The sequence below is a fragment of the Nonomuraea sp. PA05 genome, assembly GCF_008086045.1.
Classification (GTDB): Bacteria; Actinomycetota; Actinomycetes; order Streptosporangiales; family Streptosporangiaceae; genus Nonomuraea; species Nonomuraea monospora.
This window is the reverse complement of the sequence record NZ_VSEY01000022.1, coordinates 172792-191690: the sequence shown is the minus strand read 5'-3', so window position 1 is coordinate 191690 and position 18899 is coordinate 172792. Positions and strand designations below refer to the sequence as shown.

The 18899-nt window shown below is 73.3% G+C and carries 18 protein-coding genes; 10 read left to right on the top strand and 8 right to left on the bottom strand.

Annotated features, from left to right (window positions below; genetic code table 11):
• Positions 1-55 precede the first annotated feature (55 nt).
• A complete protein-coding gene (locus FXF51_RS32280) occupies positions 56-595 on the top strand; it encodes a MarR family winged helix-turn-helix transcriptional regulator (RefSeq protein WP_148438460.1) in 540 nt (179 codons plus the stop codon).
• Positions 596-715: 120 nt separating this feature from the next.
• On the opposite strand, the gene FXF51_RS32275 is transcribed toward FXF51_RS32280, so the two are convergent.
• On the bottom strand, positions 716-1693 hold the full coding sequence (locus tag FXF51_RS32275) for a small ribosomal subunit Rsm22 family protein (protein ID WP_148438459.1): 978 nt from the start codon (positions 1691-1693) through the stop codon (positions 716-718).
• 342 nt (positions 1694-2035) lie between these two features.
• Entirely contained in the window at positions 2036-2611 is a 576-nt protein-coding gene (locus FXF51_RS32270) for a TetR/AcrR family transcriptional regulator (RefSeq protein WP_148438458.1), read from the bottom strand.
• 75 nt (positions 2612-2686) lie between these two features.
• Here FXF51_RS32270 and FXF51_RS32265 point away from each other — a divergent pair, with 75 nt between their 5' ends.
• From FXF51_RS32265 to FXF51_RS32250, 4 genes are all read left to right on the top strand, one after another.
• Positions 2687-3679, top strand: a complete 993-nt coding sequence (locus tag FXF51_RS32265) for a DsbA family protein (protein WP_148438457.1) — start codon at positions 2687-2689, stop codon at positions 3677-3679.
• Positions 3680-3905: 226 nt separating this feature from the next.
• A complete protein-coding gene (locus FXF51_RS32260) occupies positions 3906-4229 on the top strand; it encodes an alpha/beta fold hydrolase (RefSeq protein WP_222871559.1) in 324 nt (107 codons plus the stop codon).
• 88 nt (positions 4230-4317) lie between these two features.
• The gene (locus FXF51_RS32255; protein ID WP_148438456.1) at positions 4318-4638 is read left to right on the top strand and encodes a hypothetical protein; all 321 of its coding nucleotides are present in this window, start codon (positions 4318-4320) and stop codon (positions 4636-4638) included.
• Between the two features lie 136 nt (positions 4639-4774).
• A complete protein-coding gene (locus FXF51_RS32250) occupies positions 4775-5545 on the top strand; it encodes a TetR/AcrR family transcriptional regulator (protein ID WP_148438455.1) in 771 nt (256 codons plus the stop codon).
• Here FXF51_RS32250 and FXF51_RS32245 read toward each other — a convergent pair.
• From FXF51_RS32245 to FXF51_RS32230, 4 genes are read right to left on the bottom strand one after another with little or no spacing between them, the layout of a single operon-like run.
• Entirely contained in the window at positions 5531-5872 is a 342-nt protein-coding gene (locus tag FXF51_RS32245; protein WP_148438454.1) for a DUF4180 domain-containing protein, read from the bottom strand. The two genes, FXF51_RS32250 and FXF51_RS32245, sit on opposite strands and share 15 nt — an antisense overlap.
• Positions 5865-6752, bottom strand: a complete 888-nt coding sequence (locus FXF51_RS32240; protein ID WP_148438453.1) for an alpha/beta fold hydrolase — start codon at positions 6750-6752, stop codon at positions 5865-5867. Before FXF51_RS32240 ends, FXF51_RS32245 begins: the two co-directional genes overlap by 8 nt.
• A complete protein-coding gene (locus tag FXF51_RS32235; RefSeq protein WP_148438452.1) occupies positions 6752-7153 on the bottom strand; it encodes a helix-turn-helix domain-containing protein in 402 nt (133 codons plus the stop codon). Before FXF51_RS32235 ends, FXF51_RS32240 begins: the two co-directional genes overlap by 1 nt.
• Before the next feature lie 43 nt (positions 7154-7196).
• Positions 7197-8312, bottom strand: coding sequence for a winged helix DNA-binding domain-containing protein (locus FXF51_RS32230; protein WP_222871558.1), 1116 nt, complete (start codon positions 8310-8312; stop codon positions 7197-7199).
• 132 nt (positions 8313-8444) lie between these two features.
• On the opposite strand from FXF51_RS32230, the gene FXF51_RS32225 reads away from it, so the two are divergent.
• The 5 genes from FXF51_RS32225 (at position 8445) to FXF51_RS32205 (ending at position 13303) form a co-directional block, all read left to right on the top strand.
• Positions 8445-9983, top strand: coding sequence for a phenylacetate--CoA ligase family protein (locus tag FXF51_RS32225; RefSeq protein WP_148438451.1), 1539 nt, complete (start codon positions 8445-8447; stop codon positions 9981-9983).
• Positions 9980-10426, top strand: coding sequence for a DUF4188 domain-containing protein (locus tag FXF51_RS32220; RefSeq protein ID WP_148438450.1), 447 nt, complete (start codon positions 9980-9982; stop codon positions 10424-10426). Before FXF51_RS32225 ends, FXF51_RS32220 begins: the two co-directional genes overlap by 4 nt.
• The gene (locus FXF51_RS32215; protein ID WP_148438449.1) at positions 10423-11490 is read left to right on the top strand and encodes a hypothetical protein; all 1068 of its coding nucleotides are present in this window, start codon (positions 10423-10425) and stop codon (positions 11488-11490) included. Before FXF51_RS32220 ends, FXF51_RS32215 begins: the two co-directional genes overlap by 4 nt.
• Positions 11487-12404 (top strand): hypothetical protein, encoded by a 918-nt coding sequence (locus FXF51_RS32210; protein WP_148438448.1) that lies wholly within the window; start codon positions 11487-11489, stop codon positions 12402-12404. Before FXF51_RS32215 ends, FXF51_RS32210 begins: the two co-directional genes overlap by 4 nt.
• Before the next feature lie 113 nt (positions 12405-12517).
• Positions 12518-13303 carry a TIGR04222 domain-containing membrane protein gene (locus FXF51_RS32205; protein ID WP_187414684.1) on the top strand — a complete coding sequence of 262 codons (786 nt, stop codon included), beginning with the start codon at positions 12518-12520 and terminating at the stop codon, positions 13301-13303.
• Between the two features lie 5 nt (positions 13304-13308).
• Here the strand turns inward: FXF51_RS32205 and FXF51_RS32200 are convergent, their stop codons facing one another.
• Positions 13309-14223 carry an ABC transporter ATP-binding protein gene (locus FXF51_RS32200; protein ID WP_148438446.1) on the bottom strand — a complete coding sequence of 305 codons (915 nt, stop codon included), beginning with the start codon at positions 14221-14223 and terminating at the stop codon, positions 13309-13311.
• Positions 14224-14259: 36 nt separating this feature from the next.
• Positions 14260-18798: a caspase, EACC1-associated type gene (locus FXF51_RS32195; protein WP_187414683.1), complete on the bottom strand. Its 4539-nt coding sequence runs from the start codon at positions 18796-18798 to the stop codon at positions 14260-14262.
• Positions 18799-18899: the final 101 nt, after the last annotated feature.

Below are 18899 nucleotides of genomic sequence, written 5' to 3'. Positions count from 1 at the left end.
CACTAACGCAGAAACGGGATTGGTCAGTGTTTGTCCTGGTCGTTAAACTTGCACGGTGAGCCTGCAGCGAGCGGTCAACCTCTACGGGGCCTGCGCACTGGTGGCCGACGACGCCGTCCGCCGCGCGTGGCAGAGCGCGCTGCCCGGCAAGTCCGACTCCCTGGTGTCGGCCCTCGTCGCGCTCGCCACGTTCGGCGATCTGTTCGTCGACGAGCTGAGCAGGACGCTGTTCCTCTCCCACTCGGGCACCACCAGGCTGGTCAACCGGCTGCAGGAGGCGGGCTGGGCGACGCGGCAGGCCGGCGACGACGACGCCGACCGGCGCCGCGTCCTGGTGTCCCTCACGCCGGAGGGGCAGCAGGTGGTCGGCGACGTGCTCACCGCCCGGCAGAAGGCGCTCGCCGAGCTGCTGGAGCCCCTCAGCCCTGAGCAGCGCGAGCAGCTGTCCGGCATCCTGGAAACGATCCTGCACGTGCACGGCAGCGACGGGCGCAGCCTGCACACCACCTGCCGGATGTGCGATCACCGGGTGTGCGTGCCGTGCCCGACGCTGGAGGCGCACCGCGCGGCCACCACGCCGGGGCCGGAAGACTGACGGCGGCGGCGCACAGGCCGTACCCGGCGAAGACCACGAACGTCAGCAGCATGAACACCGCGGGTCAGGCCGGCGGCGAGCGTGCAGAGCACGCCCGTGCCGGGTGACGAGCGAGTGGTTTCAGCCGGCGGGCGGCCAGGCGTCACCCCAGTCCACGTCGCGGGCCTGGCGGTAGAGCTCGCCCTGCCGCTTGGAGACGATCACGTCGCGCAGGCCGTCGCCCTCCGTGCACAGCCGCAGGGAGACCACGCCCTTGCGCTTCTGCGGGTGCCGCAGGACGCGGGCGGCGGGGCGCGGCCAGGCGCCGGTGGCGGCGGCCACGTACGAGAACTTCTCGTCCTCGAAGCTGAGCGTGCCCGCCTTGATGCGGCGGTGCAGGGACGTGCGGGGCAGGCGGACGGAGAAGTGGCACCAGTCGCGTCCCGGCTGGATCGGGCAGGCGCCGTCGTGCGGGCACGGGGCGACGATGGTACGGCCCTGCGCGGCGAGCACCTCCCTGGCCGCGGCCACGGTGGCGTGCCCGGCCGGGGTGCCGGGCTCGATGATGATCACCATGGCGGCCCCCTCGGCCAGCCACTTGACGACGCCGGGGCGGTCGGGCTCCGGGAGCTCGCCCAGGGCGTACGACATGGTGACCAGGTCGGCGGCGGGGCGGTCGAGATTCGCGGCGACGGACGCCTGGCGCCACGTCGTGCCGCGCAGCGACTGGGGGCCGCCGCGCGCCAGGCGGCGGCCCAGGTCGATGATGTGGGCGTCGTGCTCGACCACGGCGACCTTCTCGATCGACGGCCAGATCCCGGCCGCGGCCCAGATCGCCGCGCCGGTGCCGCCGCCGGCGTCGAAGTGGCTGCGGGGCTCGAAGCCCGGGGTCAGGGCCGCCGCCTGGCGCATGGCGGTGGAAGCGGCGGCGTACGTGGCGGGCATGCGGTAGGCGGCGTAGGCGGCGATGTCGGCGCGGGAGCGCAGGTGGTTGCCGCCGGTGGAGACGCCCGCGACGCGGTAGCGCTCGGTGATCCGGGCGGCGGAGTCCGACAGCTCCTGCGGGGTGAAGGGGGTCAGGGCCTGGTCGAGGGCGGTTCTGAGGTCATCGGGAAGCATGGCTGTGTTCACCTGACGTGCGAAGTGCGATGGGAGGACGGAGCTTCGGGGAGCGCGCGAGGTGAAACTGTCCGGCGCCGGGGCGCGGACATGAAGGCACGCGAAAGGGCTCCTCGAAGGAATGGGAAACGGTCGGTTTTACGCGAGCGACCGCTTCACACGAGGAGCATTCGCCCGCCGGCGCCAACCCGACGGCGACCGGCTACAGCGTGCGGCGCCCTCGCCGTGAAGCGGTGGCACGGACCTTGGCGAGGCGCATACGAACCCCCATCGAACGCGTGACGACAACCGTGGACATTATCGGCCATGCGCCGGGGTCCGCGGTATCACCCACGCCCTCCTTCACCCACCGCCCGCCTGGCAACCGGCGGTGCGGAAGAGCCGCCAGAACGCCAGCGCCGCCTCCTGGGCCGGGCCCTCCTCCGCGACGTGGTGCGCGATCACCCCGACCAGCGCCCCCGCCAGGTACGCGGCGTGCATCCCCACCGGCACGTCGTCCCACCCGGACGGCCGCCGCCCGCCGGCGAAGCGCTGCGTGAGCTCGGCCGTCAGCCGCTCGCGCATCCGCGCCCCGAAGCGGGCGCTGCCGTGCGACCCGAGCATGCGCCGGTACAACTGCGCGTTGACCTCCACGTGCTGGAACAGCTCGACCAGCGGGCCGGGCGCCCGGTCGCGCGGCGCGTCGAGCGGGCACAGGGCGGCGGCGCCGGCGACGGCCGCGACGGCGTCCTCCATGGCGTCGGTGACCAGCGAGTCGACGTCGGGGTAGTGCAGGTAGATCGTCGCCCGGTTCACCTCGGCCCGCTTGGCCAGCGCGGACATCGTGATGGTGGCGAGCTCCTGCTGCACGGCCAGCTCCAGCATGGCCGCCTTGAGACGGGCGCGCGTGCGCTGGGCGCGCGGATCTTCCGGGTTCACGCCTCCACTATACGACAAGCATCGCATATACGACATGTGTTGACTAATCAACATCTGTCGCATACCTTGTGGGGCATGAGAGTGGAGATCTGGGCGGACGTCGTCTGCGGATGGGCTCACATCGGGAAGCGCCGGATGGAGAAGGCGCTGGCCTCCTGGTCCGGGGAGCCGGTCGAGGTGGTCTGGCGGCCGTACCAGATCGACCCTTCCGCGCCCGTGCGCGCCGTCCCCATGTCGGAGATGCTGCGGGACCCGGTGGCCGACGAGGCGCTGCGCGCCTGCGCGCCGGGGCTGTCCCCGGCCGAGAACCGGGCGCGGGTGGCCGAGGTGGCCGCCGCCGAGGGGCTCGGCGAGCAGTGGGGCTCCGGCTGGCGGGCGGGCACGCTGGAGGCGCACCGGCTGATCGCGCTGGCCTACGAGAAGGGCGGGGCCGAGTTGCAGGAGCGCGTGGTGGAGCGGATCCTGCACGCGCACTTCGTGGACGTCCAGGACATCAGCGACCTCGCCGTCCTGACCTCCATCGCCGCCGGGACCGGCCTGGCGGAGGAGGCCGGATACACTGGCGAGCCCGCGCTGGAGACCCTGCCTGGCGCGGAGCAGGTGCGTGAGCTGCTGCTCGTCGGCAAGGCCAAGGGCGTGCGCACCTCGCCGACGATCGTGGCGAACGGGCTCGCGCTGGAGGGCGCGCAGCCGCCGGAGACGTTGCGCGCGTTCCTGGAGGACGCGGCGCGGCACACGCCCCGGCAGCTGCCCGCCGAGGTGGAGCGGCTGCGGCACGCTGAGTCGCTGCTCGGCCAGCGCGACCCGCTCGGCGCGCTGACCCTGCTGCGGCCGCTGATGGCGGCGCACGGCGACGACCGGGGCGTGCGGCTGCTGGCCGCGCGGGCGTACTTCGCCTCGGCCCAGCTCAACCGGGCGCGCACGACGCTGGAGTCGCTGGTGGCCGAGTCGCCGGACGACTCCTACGCCCGCCACCTCCTGGGCCGCACCCTCCAGCGCCAGGGCCGGCCCGAGGAGGCCGCCTCCCACCTCACCCTGGCCGCCGTCATGACCCCGGACTACGCCTGATCGCGCATCCTGTGCCCGTGGCGAACACCGCCCCGCACCTCCCCCGCCGTCGCTGACGTCCCGATCATGGACGATCTCGGCATCTCGTACGAGGAAGCCGGGCCCGCGACCCCGGCGGCGGGCACTGGCGCGGGCACGGCCGATCCCCCGACGCCGAGGGCGAGGTGTGCACCCACGAGGACCTGCTCGCCCTCTTGGACGCCCTGCGCGTGGACCGCGCGGCCTGGTGGAGCAGGCCGCCGAACGCGTGCACTCCTCGGCGCCGTCCGGCCACGTGGACCCGGCCGGAGCCGCGACGCACACCCGTTTGCCCGAGGTGACCGCCCCCACGCTGGTGATCAACGGGCTGTCGGACGTGCCGGGCATCCAGGAGGTGTCGGCGCTGCCGGCGTCGGGCATCCCGGGCGCGCGCCGCCTCGACCTGCCCGAGGCCGGTCACCTCCCGCCCGTGGAACGCCCGGTGGAGGTGACCGAGGCCCTGACGACGTTCCTCCGGGCCGTCTTCCAGGGGGCAGTGAGCGGGTTCCACCCATCATCGGTGGTCTATTGAGGGAAAAGTCGGTGTGGCGCTACTGGAAGCATCAAGATCGCTACGTATAGTGATGGCCGATGGCACTCCGTGATTACAGGGGGAGATCATGAGAAAGAGCCTCACCGCCGCCGGTGGTGCGCTGCTCGCCGCGGCCGTACTGTTCGGGACGGCCGGCTCCGTGGCCGCCGACGAGGGCAAGGAGCCGGTCTGGTCCGAGCACTGGGCCAAGCACCCGCAGAACTGCGGGCTCGGCATGAACGACGACTCGACCTACCAGCACGTCACCAAGCACGGCGTCTTCGCCGGCACCCGCGACGCCGACGTCTGCAAGAAGTTCGAGTCGAAGGACTACCGGGAGCACTGGTCCGGCGACGACGATGACGATGATGACGACGACGGTGACGACGGCAACGCCATCTTCGGCTGACGAAAGCTGAGCTTTCGGCGCGCGGCTGTCCCGGTACCCGCCATTGGGCGGGGGCCGGGACAGCCGCCGTTCGCATGATCCACCCGGCTGATAGCCTTATGGCGTAAGGCATTGTCCGGCCCCCAGGAGCTGCGCGTTGGTCGTCTTCGCAGGTCAGGGTGACGCGCGACGGTCGATGGCGCTGTTGTGGCGCAGCGGCGAGGAGCCGGGCGAGGTGCGTCCAGGCCCGAAGCCGGGGCTGAGCGTGGACGTGATCGTCGAGGCCGCGATCGAGGTGGCCGACAGCGAGGGCATGGCGGCCCTGTCGATGCGCAAGGTCGGCGAACGGCTCGGCCGCACCGGCATGGCGCTCTACACGTACGTGCCGAACAAGGGCGAGCTGATCGACCTGATGTACGACCGCGTGCTGGCCGAGCTGCCCACCGCCTACGACGCGAGCGCGGGCTGGCGCCCGACCGTGGCCCGCTGGGCCGAGCACACGCTGGCCTTCTACCTGCGGCATCCGTGGGTGCTGCAGGTGTCGCAGGCCCGGCCGGTGCTGGGGCCCAACGAGTTCGCGACGCTGGAGAGCCTGGTGGCGATCCTGCGCGGGACCGGGCTGGGGCCGCGCAGGACGCGCGGGGTGGTGGCGCTGCTGCTGGACTTCGTGCGGGGCGCGGCCAGGACGGTCTCGGAGTCGCGGCTGGCGCCGTCGGCGACCGGGGTGTCCGACGAGGAGTGGTGGCGGACGCGCTCGCATTTGCTGGAGGAGGTGGCCCCGGGGGTCACCGGCCGTTATCCGATGGTGGCTTGGGTGGAGTCCGAGCCCGGCGCGGACGACGACACCTTCGCGAGCGGCCTGGACGTGCTGCTCGACGGCATCGAGGCGGCTGTGGCCAGAGGCCGCCCCGGCTCAGCCCCTGGCTGACAGGCGGGCCGCCAGTTCGGCCTCGTCGCGTACGAACCAGAGCTGTTCGCCCCGGTTCGCCTCGATCATCCAGGCGCGCACCGCGTTGCCCGTGGCGGCGTGGTGGTCGGTGTCGCCCACGATGGCCAGCCCGATGCGGTAGTTGGCGAACTTCTGGGTGATCTCGCCTGCCACTCCGGTGCTCAGCTTGAAGAAGTCGCCGGGCAGGCGCTCGATGGGGACGGCCACCCAGGTGACGTGGTGGCCCCACGCTTCCGCGATGAGGTCGAGGACGTCGGCAGTGGTGTTCAGCGGCTCGCCGGCCGCGTAGTGGTAGCCGTCAGGCATGGGTGCTCTCCAGGAAGCTCATGATCTCTCGGGTCTGCGGGGGCAGGAGGTGACCGGTCCCGGGCAGGACGCGCACGTCGGCCGTGGGGGTGGTGCGGGCCAGGCGGCGCCGGGTGGCCCGGGTGTCGAGCAGGGCGTCGCGGTCGCCGGCGATGACCAGCATGGGCATGGTGAGGCGGCGCAGGTCGTCGTCGGGGAAGACCGGGAGCCTGCCGCGGCGCGGCCGGTAGTGCCGGTGGATCAGCAACGCGAACGCCGCCAGATCGCCAGAAGAGCCGGTGGAGCCGGTGGAGTCGGTGGAGTCGAGCGCGGCTGCCTGCGGGCCGAGGATCAGGCGCATCGCGCGGCGGCGCCCCGCCTCTCCACCCAGCACGAGCAGCGGCAACGCCCGCGACAACGGCAGCACCCGCCGCCTTCCGATCCCGCTCGGGCACATCAGGGCGAGCCGTTCGACCCGCTCGGGCCACCGGGTCGCGTACGCGAGCGCCATCCAGCCGCCCAGCGACACCGCGGCGATCGAGACCCGCTCCGCACCGAGCCCGGACATCACCTCGCCGAGCCAGCCGGCGTAGGTGCCGGGCCGCAGCGGGGGCCGGGACGGCGCGCTCAGCCCGGGCTCGCCGACGATGTCCACGGCGTGCACGCGGAACCGCCGCGCCCAGGTGGCGACGTCGCCCAGCCACATGGCGCTGGTGCCGGCCGACCCGTGCAGGAGCAGCAGCGGCGGCGCCCCGGCGGGCCCGCACGTCACGGCGAACGTCTCCCCCTGCGCTGTCGGCACGCGCACCTGCTCGTACGGCACCGGCCAGCGCTCCAGAAGCTCGCGGTGGCGGCGCTCGACGGCCGCCGCGCCTTCCGGGGAGGAGTAGAGGCCGCCCATCAGTCCCTCACCAGCGCGTCGATGATCCGCAGCACCTGGGCGCTCTCCTCCAGCCCGCCCAGCACGATGATCTTGAGGTGCTCGCGTTCCTCGTCGTAGACGAACTGCACGCTCAGCCCGTGCGGCCGGCCCGCCAGCGAGCCGGTGACCATGGTGCTGACGCGGTCGAGGTCGGCCCTGGCGATGCCGTCGACCTGCACGATGCTGGACACCTCGGCGCGGCGGGGCCTGGTGGTCGCGGCGGCGGGCAGGCCGGTGAACGCCGCGAGGTCCTCCTTGGCGATGCGGTACTGCTTGCCGATCCGCACGGCGGGCAACCGCCCGTCCCGTACGTAGTTGCGCACGGTCTTGACGTGCAGACCCAGCAGATCCGCGACCTGCTCCACGGTGTATTGCTCCATAACACTCCCTATTCTGCCCCATAAAGGGAGTGATAGGGAACGTTCAGGCATGCGGTCCGACGGTGACCGGGCCGATCGTGAGGCTCGGGCGGCCCTCCAGCACCTCGCCGACCCGCCGCACCTGCTGCTGGAGCTCGTCCAGCCGGGCCGTCGTGAGGTCGCACAGCGGCTCGACCGTGACGTCGATCCGGCTGCCCGAGCGGCGCTGGTGCCACACGCCCGCCACCTCCCCGTCCACGAGCAGCACCGGGTAGTTGCCCGCCTGTCCGCCGGCGAGGGCCCGCTGGGCCGCGGCTCCGGCGTACAGCAGCTCGCGGGGGCGGCCCGCCACCACGTACGCGTCGAAGTACGGCAGCAACCGCACACCACGGGGCGGCTCGGCGGGCATGCCGGTGTCGCCCGCGAGCAACCAGCACGGCCGCCCCTCCAGCCGGACCTCCTCCAGCTCGACCTCCCGGAACGCCGCGTTCGCCCACCCGGTGGTGCCGCCCGCCCACTGCGCGAACTCGGCGGGCGTGGCGGGCCCGTACGCCCACAGGTAGTTCCTGACCAGCCAGGCGGGCCCGTCCGTCGCGGGCAGCGTGTCCGGCGCGGCGGTGTAGGTGACCTTGCGCCCGCGACCCGGCCCGAAGACGAACGCGCCCCGGTGCGCGGCCAGGTGCATGGCCTGCCGCCACCGCGGCCAGTAGCCCTGGAACGCGGGCATGACCAGGTCGCCCGCCCACGGGCCGGTGGCGGCGACGACCGCCTCGCTCAGCTCGTCCATGGTCAGCTCGGCGCCCTTGACCGCCTCGCGGACGGCCGCCACGACCTGATCGGTCTGCTCGTCCGTCATCCGCATGGACGCCGGAGCGGGCCTGACGGGCAGCGTGGACAGGGCGCTCACCCAGCGCGGCAGGTCGCGGGCGGGCAGCAGGTGCACGGTGCCGCGCGGGCCGTGCGTCTTGACCAGGCCGCGCTCCTTCCACAGAGCCTCGCGCACGTGGACGCGGGTGACGCCGTCGAGCCGCAGCCCGACGGACAGCTCGGCGGCTGCCATGACCTGGGCGTGCGCGCCGCACATGGCGGCCACCGTCCCCTCAGTGCCACCGTGCGGGCCGGCGAGCCCGGCGCGCTCCAGTCGCCTGGCGCTGACCTGCGGCCATGACAGTTCGATCACGTGTGTTGCCTCTCATCCGTTCGACGCCACCCAGGCTAGATGGCATTGCGGAAAGTCTCGTTCCGCAAGAACGAATGCCATGAAAGTGGACGACAAGTGATCTTTCAGTCGCCCCCACTAGTCTCACCGTTCATGATCCGCCTCAGCCCCGTCCTAGGGCCGCTCACCCCCCGTCAACGCTGGCGAAGGGCCCGCCTCCAGGCCTACTCCTGGACCCTGACCGGCGCGTACCGCCTCGGCGCCCTGCACCCCGCCATCTGGCGCATGGTCGCCCGCGGCTACCACCCCGCGCTCGACCGGGTGGCGGCCAGGCACGCCAGGGTGGCCTGCCAGTTCGCGGCCGTGGACGTCCCCGCCTACCGCCACTTCCTGAACGCGCACGGCGCCGGGCGGGCCCGCCGGCTGGCCGACTTCCCGGAGACGACGAAGCAGAACTACGCCGGAGCCTACGACGAGGCGAGCCGCTGCCAGGAGGGCAGGCTGTACCGGCCCGGCGTGATCGTGGACGAGTCGTCCGGTTCGAGCGGCAAGCCGTACAACTGGGTGCGCGGGCCGCGCGAGCTGAAGGGCATCTACCGCAACGCCGCCGGGTACATCGGGCTGGTCTTCCCCGGCGACCGGCTGTTCGTGATCAACGCGTACTCGATGGGCGCCTGGGCGACCGGCACCACGACCGGCGCGGCCATGGCCCGCATCGCCATGGTCAAGAACACCGGCCCCGACCTGGAGAAGATCGCCGACACGCTGGCGCACTTCGGGCCCGGCTACGACTACGTGGTGGCAGCGTACCCGCCGTTCCTCAAGCATCTGCGCGACCGCCTCGACGAGGCGGGCTTCCCGTGGCAGGAGTACCGCATCAGGGGCATGGTCGGCGGCGAGGGCATGACGGAGGCGCTGCGCGACTACCTGGAGGAGCGCTTCGAGGAGGTGCGCTCCGGTTACGGCGCGTCCGACCTGACGATCGGGATGGGCGCGGAGAGCGGCTTCAGCGTACGGCTGCGCAAGCGCCTGGCCACCGACCAGCGGCTGCGCGACGCCCTGCTCGGGCCGGGCGAGCAACGACTGCCGATGATCTTCCACTACAACCCGCTGGAGACGTTCCTGGAGGTGAACGACGACGGCGAGCTGCTGTGCACGCTCAACACCAAGAGTTGCCTGCAGCCCAAGCTGCGCTACAACGTCGGCGACGAGGCCAGGCTGCGCACGCTGGCCGACGTGCGGCGGGCGCTGGGCGACGACGACTACGCGGCCATGTGGACCGACGAGCGGATGAACCTGCCGCTGCTGTTCCTGTTCGGCCGCAAGGACTCGACGATCTCCTACATGGGGGCCAACCTCTATCCGCAGGACGTCGAGTACGGCCTCTACCAGGGCAACCCGTACGCCGCCGCGATCAACCGCTTCTGCCTGTCGCTGGAGGAGCTGCCCGGCCTGGAGTACCGGCCGGTGATCAACCTGGAGGTGCGCGGCGAGGTGGACGAGCAGGCGCTGGCCGACATCTGCCGCAAGGGCGTCGTGGCGCACCTGAGCGCCGTCTCCCGCGACTTCGCCGAGTCGCTGAAGGAGGACCCGACGGCCGCCGACCTGCGGATCAAGGTGTTCGCGCTCGGCGAGGGGCCGTTCGCGCGGCTGACGAAGATGAAGAACGTCTATCTGGTGAAGGACGCATGAGAACCCAGGATTTCAGCAGGACGCCGCCGCAGGGGCAGGCGACGGCGATGTTCGTCGGGGCGACCCGTTACCGGGGGCCGCTGTCGATCCTGACGCTCACGCTGACGTGGTTCCGGATGGTGCGCGACATGAAGCGCATGCGCGGCTACCGCTGGCACAAGATCTACTGGGAGTTCCCGTTCACGCTGGGCACCCTGGCCTTCTTCGAGGACCGCGACGCGCTGCTGCGCTTCGCCCGCAGCCGCCACCACCGCAAGCTCATGCGGTGGGTGACCGACGGCACCAGGAACGCCACCGGCGGCTACATCCGGCTCTACAACGCCGAGCCCGAGGGGTACAGCAACGGGATCTGGCGGGCCGAGGGCGGCCCGATGGCGCACATCGAGCATTTCACCCCGCTGTCCACCGAGAGGGGCGACGGCCCGGCGGTGAGGCGCGCGTGATCCCCGTCGAGACCGGCCGCGACCTGCGCGACTTCCTCACCTTCACCGACCGCCTGTACGCGGGCGAGCACCGTTTCGTGCCGCCCCTGCGCGCCACGGTGCGCGGGTGGCGCCGGCGCGGCGTGCGGCTGTTCCTGCTGCGGCGGGGCGGGCGGGTGGTCGCGCGGACGACGCTGCACACGGACGCCGCGCTGGACGCCAAGCTGGGCCGGGCCACGCAGCTGTTCGGGCTGACGGAGTTCGAGGAGGAGGCGGCCGGGGAGCTGTTCGACGCGATCTGCGCGGCCGGGCGGGCGGCCGGGAGGCAGGCGGTGTTCGGGCCGGTGTCGCTGCTGCCCAACCAGGCGGGCGGGGTGATCACCTCGGGGTTCGGGGAGCGCGGGTTCATCGACAGCGCCTGGAACAGGCCGTACTATCCGGCCGCCTACGAGGCGTACGGCTTCGGCCGCCGCTTCGAGTCCGACACCTGGATCTGCCCGGTGCCGGACAAGCCGGTGTTCGACTTCGACGACGCGCGGATCGGCGCCGAGGAGCTGCGGGTGCACCGCGGGGACCGGCGGCGGGTGCGCGAGCAGCTCCCGATCCTGCGGGAGATGCTGAACGCGAGCTTCGCGCAGCTCGGCTACTACACCGAGATCTCGGCGGAGCAGCTCGCCGAGCAGACGGACGGGCTGGCGTACCTGCTGGACGAGGCGCTGCTGCTGTACCTGACGAAGGCGGGCCGGCCGATCGCGTTCGTGCTGTGCCTGCCCGACATCTCCGCGTTCGTCGCGAGGATTCGCGGGAACCTGCACCTGCTCCACCAGCTCCGGCTGCTCGCCACCCGCTCCCGCTACCGCCGCGAGGCCGTGCTCATCATCAAGGGCACGGTCCCGGACGAGCAGGGCCACGGCTACATGCGGCTGCTCTCCCGCGAGTTGCACGAGGGGCTGCGCCGCGGCGGCTACCACACGCTGCGCAGCACGTACGTGGAGCGCGCCAACCCCGGCTCGGCCGCCCAGTACACCGCGATGGGCGGCAGGCCGCTGCACGGCTACACCTTCTACGACAAGGATCTCGCTTGAGACAGCTCCGGGCGCTGGAGCCCGACTTCTGGCGCGCGCCCAGCGCGCACAACACGCAGCCGTGGACGCTCACCTACACCGACGGTCAGGCGGCCGTCGGCTGGGACCCGGCCAGGGCGCTGCCCATCAGCGACCCGACAGGGCGTGACCTGCGGCTCAGCCTGGGGGCGTTCGTCGAGTGCTGCCTGATCGTGTGCGCGGACGCGGGCCTGTCCGTCGCCTTCCGCCCCGACCCGGGGCCGCTGCGGGCGGGCTACCTGTACGGGGCGGAGGAGCCGTACGCGACGCCGTTCACCACGGCGGACGTGCGCGCCCGTGGCGCCAACCGCGGCGAGTACCACCCGGGACGGCTGCCCGACGAGGTGGCCGGCGCGCTGGAGGGGACGCGCCGGCTGCCCTGCCGTGACCTGGCGGACCTGCTGCACTCCGCGGACCTGCACCAGTTCGGCGACCGGGAGGTGACGCGGGAGCTGCGCGCCTGGCTGCGGCTGACCAGGCGGCACCGCCGCTACTTCCTCGACGGCCTCAGCGACCGCGCCCTGGCGCTCACCGCGCTGGAGGCGCTCGGGCTGCGCGCCTCGCTCGCCCTCTACCCGGCGCTGCGCCGGCTGGGCCTGCCCCGGGCGCTGGCCGGGGCCTCGCGCGGGCTGCTCGACTACGACGGCGACGTGCTCGTGCTCGTGGGGCCGCCGGACGAGGAGTTCGAGGCGGGACGGCTGCTGATGCGGCACTGGCTGACCCTTTCCGGCCTCGGCTACACCACGCACCCGCTGAGCCAGATCATCGACTGCGAGCCGACCCGGCGCGAGCTGGCCCGGCGCCTCGGCGTGACGGACCCGCGCGCGCTGCTGCACGTGGCGCGGGTGGGACGGCCGCGCGTGCCCGCCACCCCGTCCGCCCGGCTGCGGGCCTGACCCCATGACTGTGGCGACAAGGAGAGTCAAGAAGGGGGAACGTCACCGGTGAAGGACGAGTGACCGGCCCCGACGCGTCAGGCCGGCCGCGTCCCCGTGGCCGGGAGGTGGGCTTGGACGTCGCCCTGCTGCTCCTGTCGGGCATCGTGGCCCTGTTCACCGCCATCACCGTCCACGACCTGCGGCGCGAGCGGCGCACCTGGGACGACGGCGTCCCGGCCCGCGACGGGCCGCCGCTGACTCCGTACGAGCTGGCCTGCCTGGCGGGCGGCTCGGGGCGGGTCGCGGAGCTGGCCGTCGCCCTGCTCGCCGGGAACGGCACGATCCGGCTCTCGCTCAGCGGTCACGCGCACCGGACGGTGTCGCCGCTGTCGGGTGCCCGGCATCCCGTCGAGCGGGCGGTCCTGGCGTTCGTCCGCGGGCGGCGTGGCGCGTACCTGCACGAGATCAAGCGGGAGCTGCGGCGCAGCCCCGCGATGACCGAGCTGGAGGATCTCCTGACGCGGCTCGGCATGCTCGTCCCCGACGGTCCCGGCTTCGTCACCGACCTGCTGCTGTGGCTGCGGCGGCTGCGGGCGGCCACCCTGGCGTGCGTGCTGCTGGAGGTGGTCGCGATGTTCGTGCAACGGACGTACTGGATCGCGGTGATCGGGCTGGCCGTGCTGACGTTCACCCGGGTGGGCGCGCAGTGCGAGCTGCGGTGGTGGGCCGGGGGCGGCACCACGCGGCCCACCACGGCGTGGGCGCGGCAGGAGCTCGGACGGGCGCGCGAGCGGCATCCGCGCGGGGGCGCGTCCGGGGACATGGCGGTGTCGATCGCGTTGTACGGGCTGTCGGAGCTGCGGGATCCGCTCATGCTGGCGGCGATCTACCGCCTGGAGCCGGGCCAGGGCGGCTGACCGGCTCACCCAGCGGCGGGCACGGGGGCCGATGCGGGGGCCAGTGCGTGGGCAGGTGCGTGGGCAGGCGAGAGGGCGGGCGGCGGCTCGTCGGGCATCGCGACGGGAACGCGTTCCGCGCGGGCGGCCCAGCGGCCGTCGTCGCTGCGCACGAGCCGTACCGGATGGTCGAAGCAGGCGCTGACCAGCTCGCTCGTCAGCACGTCCCCGACCGGCCCGCCCGCCAGGCACCGGCCGTCGCGCAGCAGCATGGCGTGCGTGGTGGTGGCGGGCAGCTCCTCCAGGTGGTGCGTGACCAGCACGGTGGCCAGCGCGGAGTGCCTGGCGCGCAGCGCGTCGATGCTGGCCAGCAACTGCTCGCGGGCTGCCAGGTCGAGCCCGGTCGCCGGCTCGTCGAGCAGCAGCAGCCGGGGCTGCGGCATGAGCGCGCGGGCGATGAGCGCCCGCCCGCGCTCGCCCTGCGACAGGGTGGCCCAGGTGGCCCGCGCCCGGTGGCTCATCCCGAGCATGGCGATGAGCCGGTCGGCCCGCTCGGCCTCCTGACCGGTGGGCGTCCAGCGGGGGACGGGCGCGGCGGTGTTGGTGAGCCCGGTCAGCACCACGTCGCGGACGCGCAGCGGCCCGTCGGGGGTGTGGCGGGGGTTGATGTGCCCCAGGTACGAGCGCAGCTCGCGCACGTCCACCCGGCCCATCGTCCGGCCGAGCACCTCGACCACGCCCCGGCTGGGGTGGGTGACGGCGCCGAGCAGGCTGAGCAGGGTGCTCTTGCCCGCGCCGTTCGCCCCGAGCAGCGCCCAGTGCTCGCCGGGGTTGACGGTGAGGGAGATGTCCTGGAGCAGGTGGCGTCCGTCGCGGACGAGGTCGACGCCGACGGCCCGCAGCACGGGGCCGTCGTCGGCGGGGCGCGAGACAACGGTCATGTGCCCGAATTTATCAGGTCCTCAGACATCTGATATCTACCGGGGATCGGGGCAGACCTGCTCGAACGGCTCGTCCCGCAGGTACTGCGTCCATTCCTGCTGGGTCATGGGCTCGCCGAGCTGCTCGCACACGGCGGAGAACGGATCGGCGGGACGGCGCAGCCGCCACAGCCGGGCCGTCCCGTCCTTGCCGCCCGACAGCAGGCGGGAGCTGTCGGAGGTGAAGGCGACCGAGTAGACCGGGGCGCCGTGGCCGAGGAGGGCGGTGATCGGCTTGCTGGTGACGAGGTCCCACAGCTTCACCGTGCCGTCCTTGCCCGCGCTGGCCAGGCGGGCCCCGTCGGGGCTGAAGTCCAGGCCGTACACGGGGCCGGTGTGGCCCTTGAGCGTGACGACCAGCTTGCCGGTGGCGGGGTCCCAGAGGCGGATGATGCCGTCGTGGCCGCCGCTGGCCAGCCGGGAACCGTCGGGGCTGAAGGCGACGGCGTACACGGCGCCCATGTGGCCGCGCAGCGACAGGACGGGCCTGCCGGTGCCGCCGTCGCGCAGGCTCACCCCGCCGTTGTAGTCGCCGGTGGCCAGGCGGGAGCCGTCCGGGTGGTACGCGGCGGAGAGCACGGGGCCGTTGCCGCCGGGGACGACGGCGATGGACGCGCCGCCCGCGCTCTTCCAGAGCCTGACGTCGCCGTCGTCGCCCACGGTGGCCACCCGCGAGCCGTCAGGCCGGAAGGCCGCCGCCTTGACCGGGCCGGAGTGGCCCGCCAGCTCGGTGACGGTCCTGCCGGTGCGGGCGTCCAGGATCTCGACGACGCCGGAGTGGCCGCTGACGGCCACGCGCGAACCGTCATGGTCGTAGGCGACCGCGTAGAGCCTGCCCTTGCCGTGCTCGTGCGTGACGGGCGGCCCGCCGCCGCTCCACAGCTTCGCGGTGCCGTCCCAGCCGACGGTGGCCAGGCGGGCGCCGTCAGGGCTGACGGCGACGCCGTGCACGAGCGCCTCATGCCCCTGGTACGTGGTCGCGCGCGTGGTGGTCGTGTCCCACATCCGCGCCGTCCCGTCCGCGGCGGTGGTGACCAGGCGGGTGCTGTCCGGGCTGAAGGTGAGGTCGTACACGGCGCCCTCGTGACCGGCCAGGAAGGTGATGACCTCACCGGTCTTCGCGTCGGACAACCGCACGTCGCTGTCGTCGTAGGTGCTCGCCAGCAGGGCTCCGTCGGGGCTGAAGACGACCTGCCGGAGCTGCCCGGCCTGCTCCGCCATGGTGGCGACGGCCTCGCCGTCGCGCACGTCCCACAACCGCACGGTGCGGTCACTGCCCGCGCTGGCCAGCCGTGACCCGTCGGGGCTGAACTTCATGTCGTCGATCTGCCCGGTGTGTCCCTGGAGTGCGGCGAGCAGCTTTCCCGAGGACGTCTCCCACACCTTGAGGACCCCCGGACCGGCGGTGGCCATCCGGGACCCGTCAGGGCTGAACACCGTGTAACCGGTCTTGCCGAGCTGGGCGATCAGGTCGCCGGTGGCTGCGTCCCTGAGCTGGGCGGTCTTGCCCAGCACGAGCAGGCGGGAGCCGTCGGGGGAGAATCCGAACTCCCCGGACGGCGTGAGCGTCTCGATCTCCCGTCCCGTGACGCCGTCCCGCAGGGACAGGCCGTCTCCCGCCAGCATCGCCCAGCGGGAGCCGTCCGCGTTGAACTGGTCGAAGTGAGCCTGCCAGCTCCGCCCCCTGGAGACCGTCGCGATCGGCTCGCCGGTGGCCAGGTCCCACAACTGCGCGGCCCGGGCGCTGCTGGTGACCACACGCGAGCCGTCGCGGCTGAAGGCGACCAGGACGGTGCCGTCCTCCAGCCCGGAGAGAGTGACGGACACCTTGCCGGTCGCGGTGTCCACGACTCGCACCGCGTCGGCCCCTCCGCTGACGGCCAGGAGCGAGCCGTCCGGGCTGAAGCCGGGATAGGGAGTGCCGGCGGCGCCTTCGACGGGGGCGCCGATCGGCGCGCCGGTCACCGCGTTCCAGAGCCGCGCCACCCCTGTCTGGCTCACGGTCAGCACCCTGGACGCGTCCTCGTTGATCTCCATCCGGGACGCCTCCGCGGCCAGGCCCGTGAAGACCGGGATGGCGCCGCCCGTGTGCCCGTCCCAGAACCGCAGGACGCCGTCGCCGTTGCTGGTGACGAGGCGGGAGCCGGCCTTGTCGAACCTGACGAAGGCCACGCCCTGCCGCAGGATGGCACGTTCCGGGTCGTGGAGCTGCTTGAGCAGGCTCAGCCGGGCCTCGTCCGTGGGCGCGACGTGCCAGGCCGCCGTGCTGAGCCGCCGCGACAGGTCGATGTCGGTGTCGCCGATGTTCTCGCTCTGCGCCGCGAGCTGACGCGACAGCGCCCGCGCGCGTTCCTGCGCGGCGTCCGCCGCCATGTACGTGGTCGCGCCGAAACCGGCCGCGGACATGATCAGCAGCACCACCAGGGTGATCAGGCTCAGCCGCCACCGCAGGGCGCGGCGCGTGGCGGCCCCCTGGCCGGCCCGCAGGAACTCCCGCGTGTGGTCCGTCAGCGCGGGGTACCGCCCCGGGTCGGTGCGCCACAGCGTGGCGGCCTCGTGGGCGGCCGACAGCCGGGTGCCGCGGTAGAGGAAGGCCGGATCGCGCCCGTGGCGCGTCCAGTCGGCGGCGTCCTCCCCCAGTTGCTGGTGGATGAGCAGGGTCGTCCTGTCGGTCTCGATCCAGAGCCGGAGCTGGGGCCAGGCCCGGATGAGCGCCTCGTGGGCGATCTGCGCGGTGTCGGCGTGCACGGTGAGCAGCCGGGCGCGGACGAAACGGTCGAGGACCTCGCGCGTGGTGGCGTGCTGCGGGGAGTCCGCGGCGGGCAGCAGGTCGGACAGGGGCAGGACGCGGCGGGTGTCGTCCTGGCCTTCGCCGAGCCGGACCAGGCGGGTGAGCAGCAGCCGGGCGCTCTGCCGTCCGTGCAGGTCGAGGTGGTCGTGGGTGGCGTCGGCGGTGCGGGCGATGGCCTGCCGGATGCCGCCGGTCGCGCGGTAGCCGGCCATGGTCAGCACGCTGCCCTCGCGGTGCTGCCAGGTGACCAGGAGGGCGTGCGACAGCAGGGGGAGCATGGCCGCTCCGCCCGGCCGGGGCTCGGTGTCGCCGGGGTCGTGGCCGAGGTCCTCCAGGATCAGCTCGATCAGGCCTGGCTGCAGGGTGAGCCCGGCCTGCCGCGCGGGGCCCTCGATGCTCTGGCGCAGTTGCGCGGGCGTCATCGGCCCGACGACGACGGCTCGCCCGAGCGCGGGAACGAGCTGTCCGTGCGCGGCGCAGTGGCCGAAGAAGTCGGCTCGCACGCCGATGACGACCGCGGCCCTGCCCGCCAGCTCGTGCAGGGCCTGGATGAAGACGCGGCGCGGCTCCTCGTCGGCGCAGGCGGTGAAGACCTCCTCGAACTGGTCCACGATGACGACCGCCTGCCGGTCGCCCAGCGCCTGCTCGAACAGGACGGCGAGGGCGCCGGGATCGCCTGCCAGGCGGGCGCGCAGGTCGGCCGGGTGCGTGCCGTCCAGGTCAGCGAACCGGGCGGCCAGCGTGCCCACCGGGTCGGAGCCCGGGGTCAGGACGGCGATCTCCGTGCCGGGCGAGCACCGCAGCGAGGAGACCAGCCCAGCCCGCAGCAGCGAGGACTTCCCCGATCCCGAGGGCCCGGTCACCACCAGCAGCTCGCCCGTGGCGACCTGCTGCGCCACCCGGTCGACGAGCACCCGCGTCAGCTCCGTGCGTCCGAAGAAGTAGTCGGCGTCGTCCGGCCCGAAGGCGGCCAGCCCCTGGTAGGGGCTGAACCCCGGCCGGGCGCCGCCGCCGCGCGCCGGGTTGGGCGCGAGCGGCTGCCGGTCGCCCTGGTCGGTGGCCTGGCGGCGCGGCGGCGCGAAGCCGCGCGCGGGAAGCGTGCGCGACAGGCAGCGGTAGACGTCGTCGAGGGTGAGCAGGCCGGGCGCGGCGGGGTCGCCGACGGTGAGCAGCTCCAGCAGGGCTCCGGTGAACGCGGTGTGCCGCTCCCCCGCCGGGGCCCAGGCGGCCTGGTCACGCCCGGCGGCGGTCAGCAGGTACGTGCCCTGCGGCGTGGCGTCCAGCACCTGACGTCCCGGATCGCGCCCGCCGGGCGTGGCACGGCCGGAGAAGCAGCAGTCGAGGACCACCACGACGTGCGGCGCCGCGCACCGCGCGAGCGCCTGCCGCACCGCCGCGTACGGCAGCGCCTGGTGCTGGATGATGCCCTCGCCTGGATCGACGGTCGCGTACGTGGCGAGGTACAGCTCGCCGTCGGCCCCCACCAGCCCGTGGCCGACGTAGTGGAACACCAGGGCGTCGCTCGCCTGCCCCGCGGCCTCGACCAGGGCCGCTCCCAGCTCCACCGGGTCGGCCGGATCGATCAGCGTGGTGAGGCCCGCCGGGGCCAGGCCGGCCCGCTCCACCAGGCAGCGGCCCAGGTCGGCAACGGTGTCCGCGACCGAGCCGACCGCCGGCAGGCGGGAGCCGGCGGCGTACGTGCCCGACCCCGCCACCACGACGCGGGCACCTGGAGAGTCGAGCAAGAGGTGTGGCATATCCCCGACCGCCCCTCTTTTACCTTGCGTGAGCGATTCACTACGCAAGCAATATCAGACCGAGGCGGCCTGGATGCCCCCCTTTACCC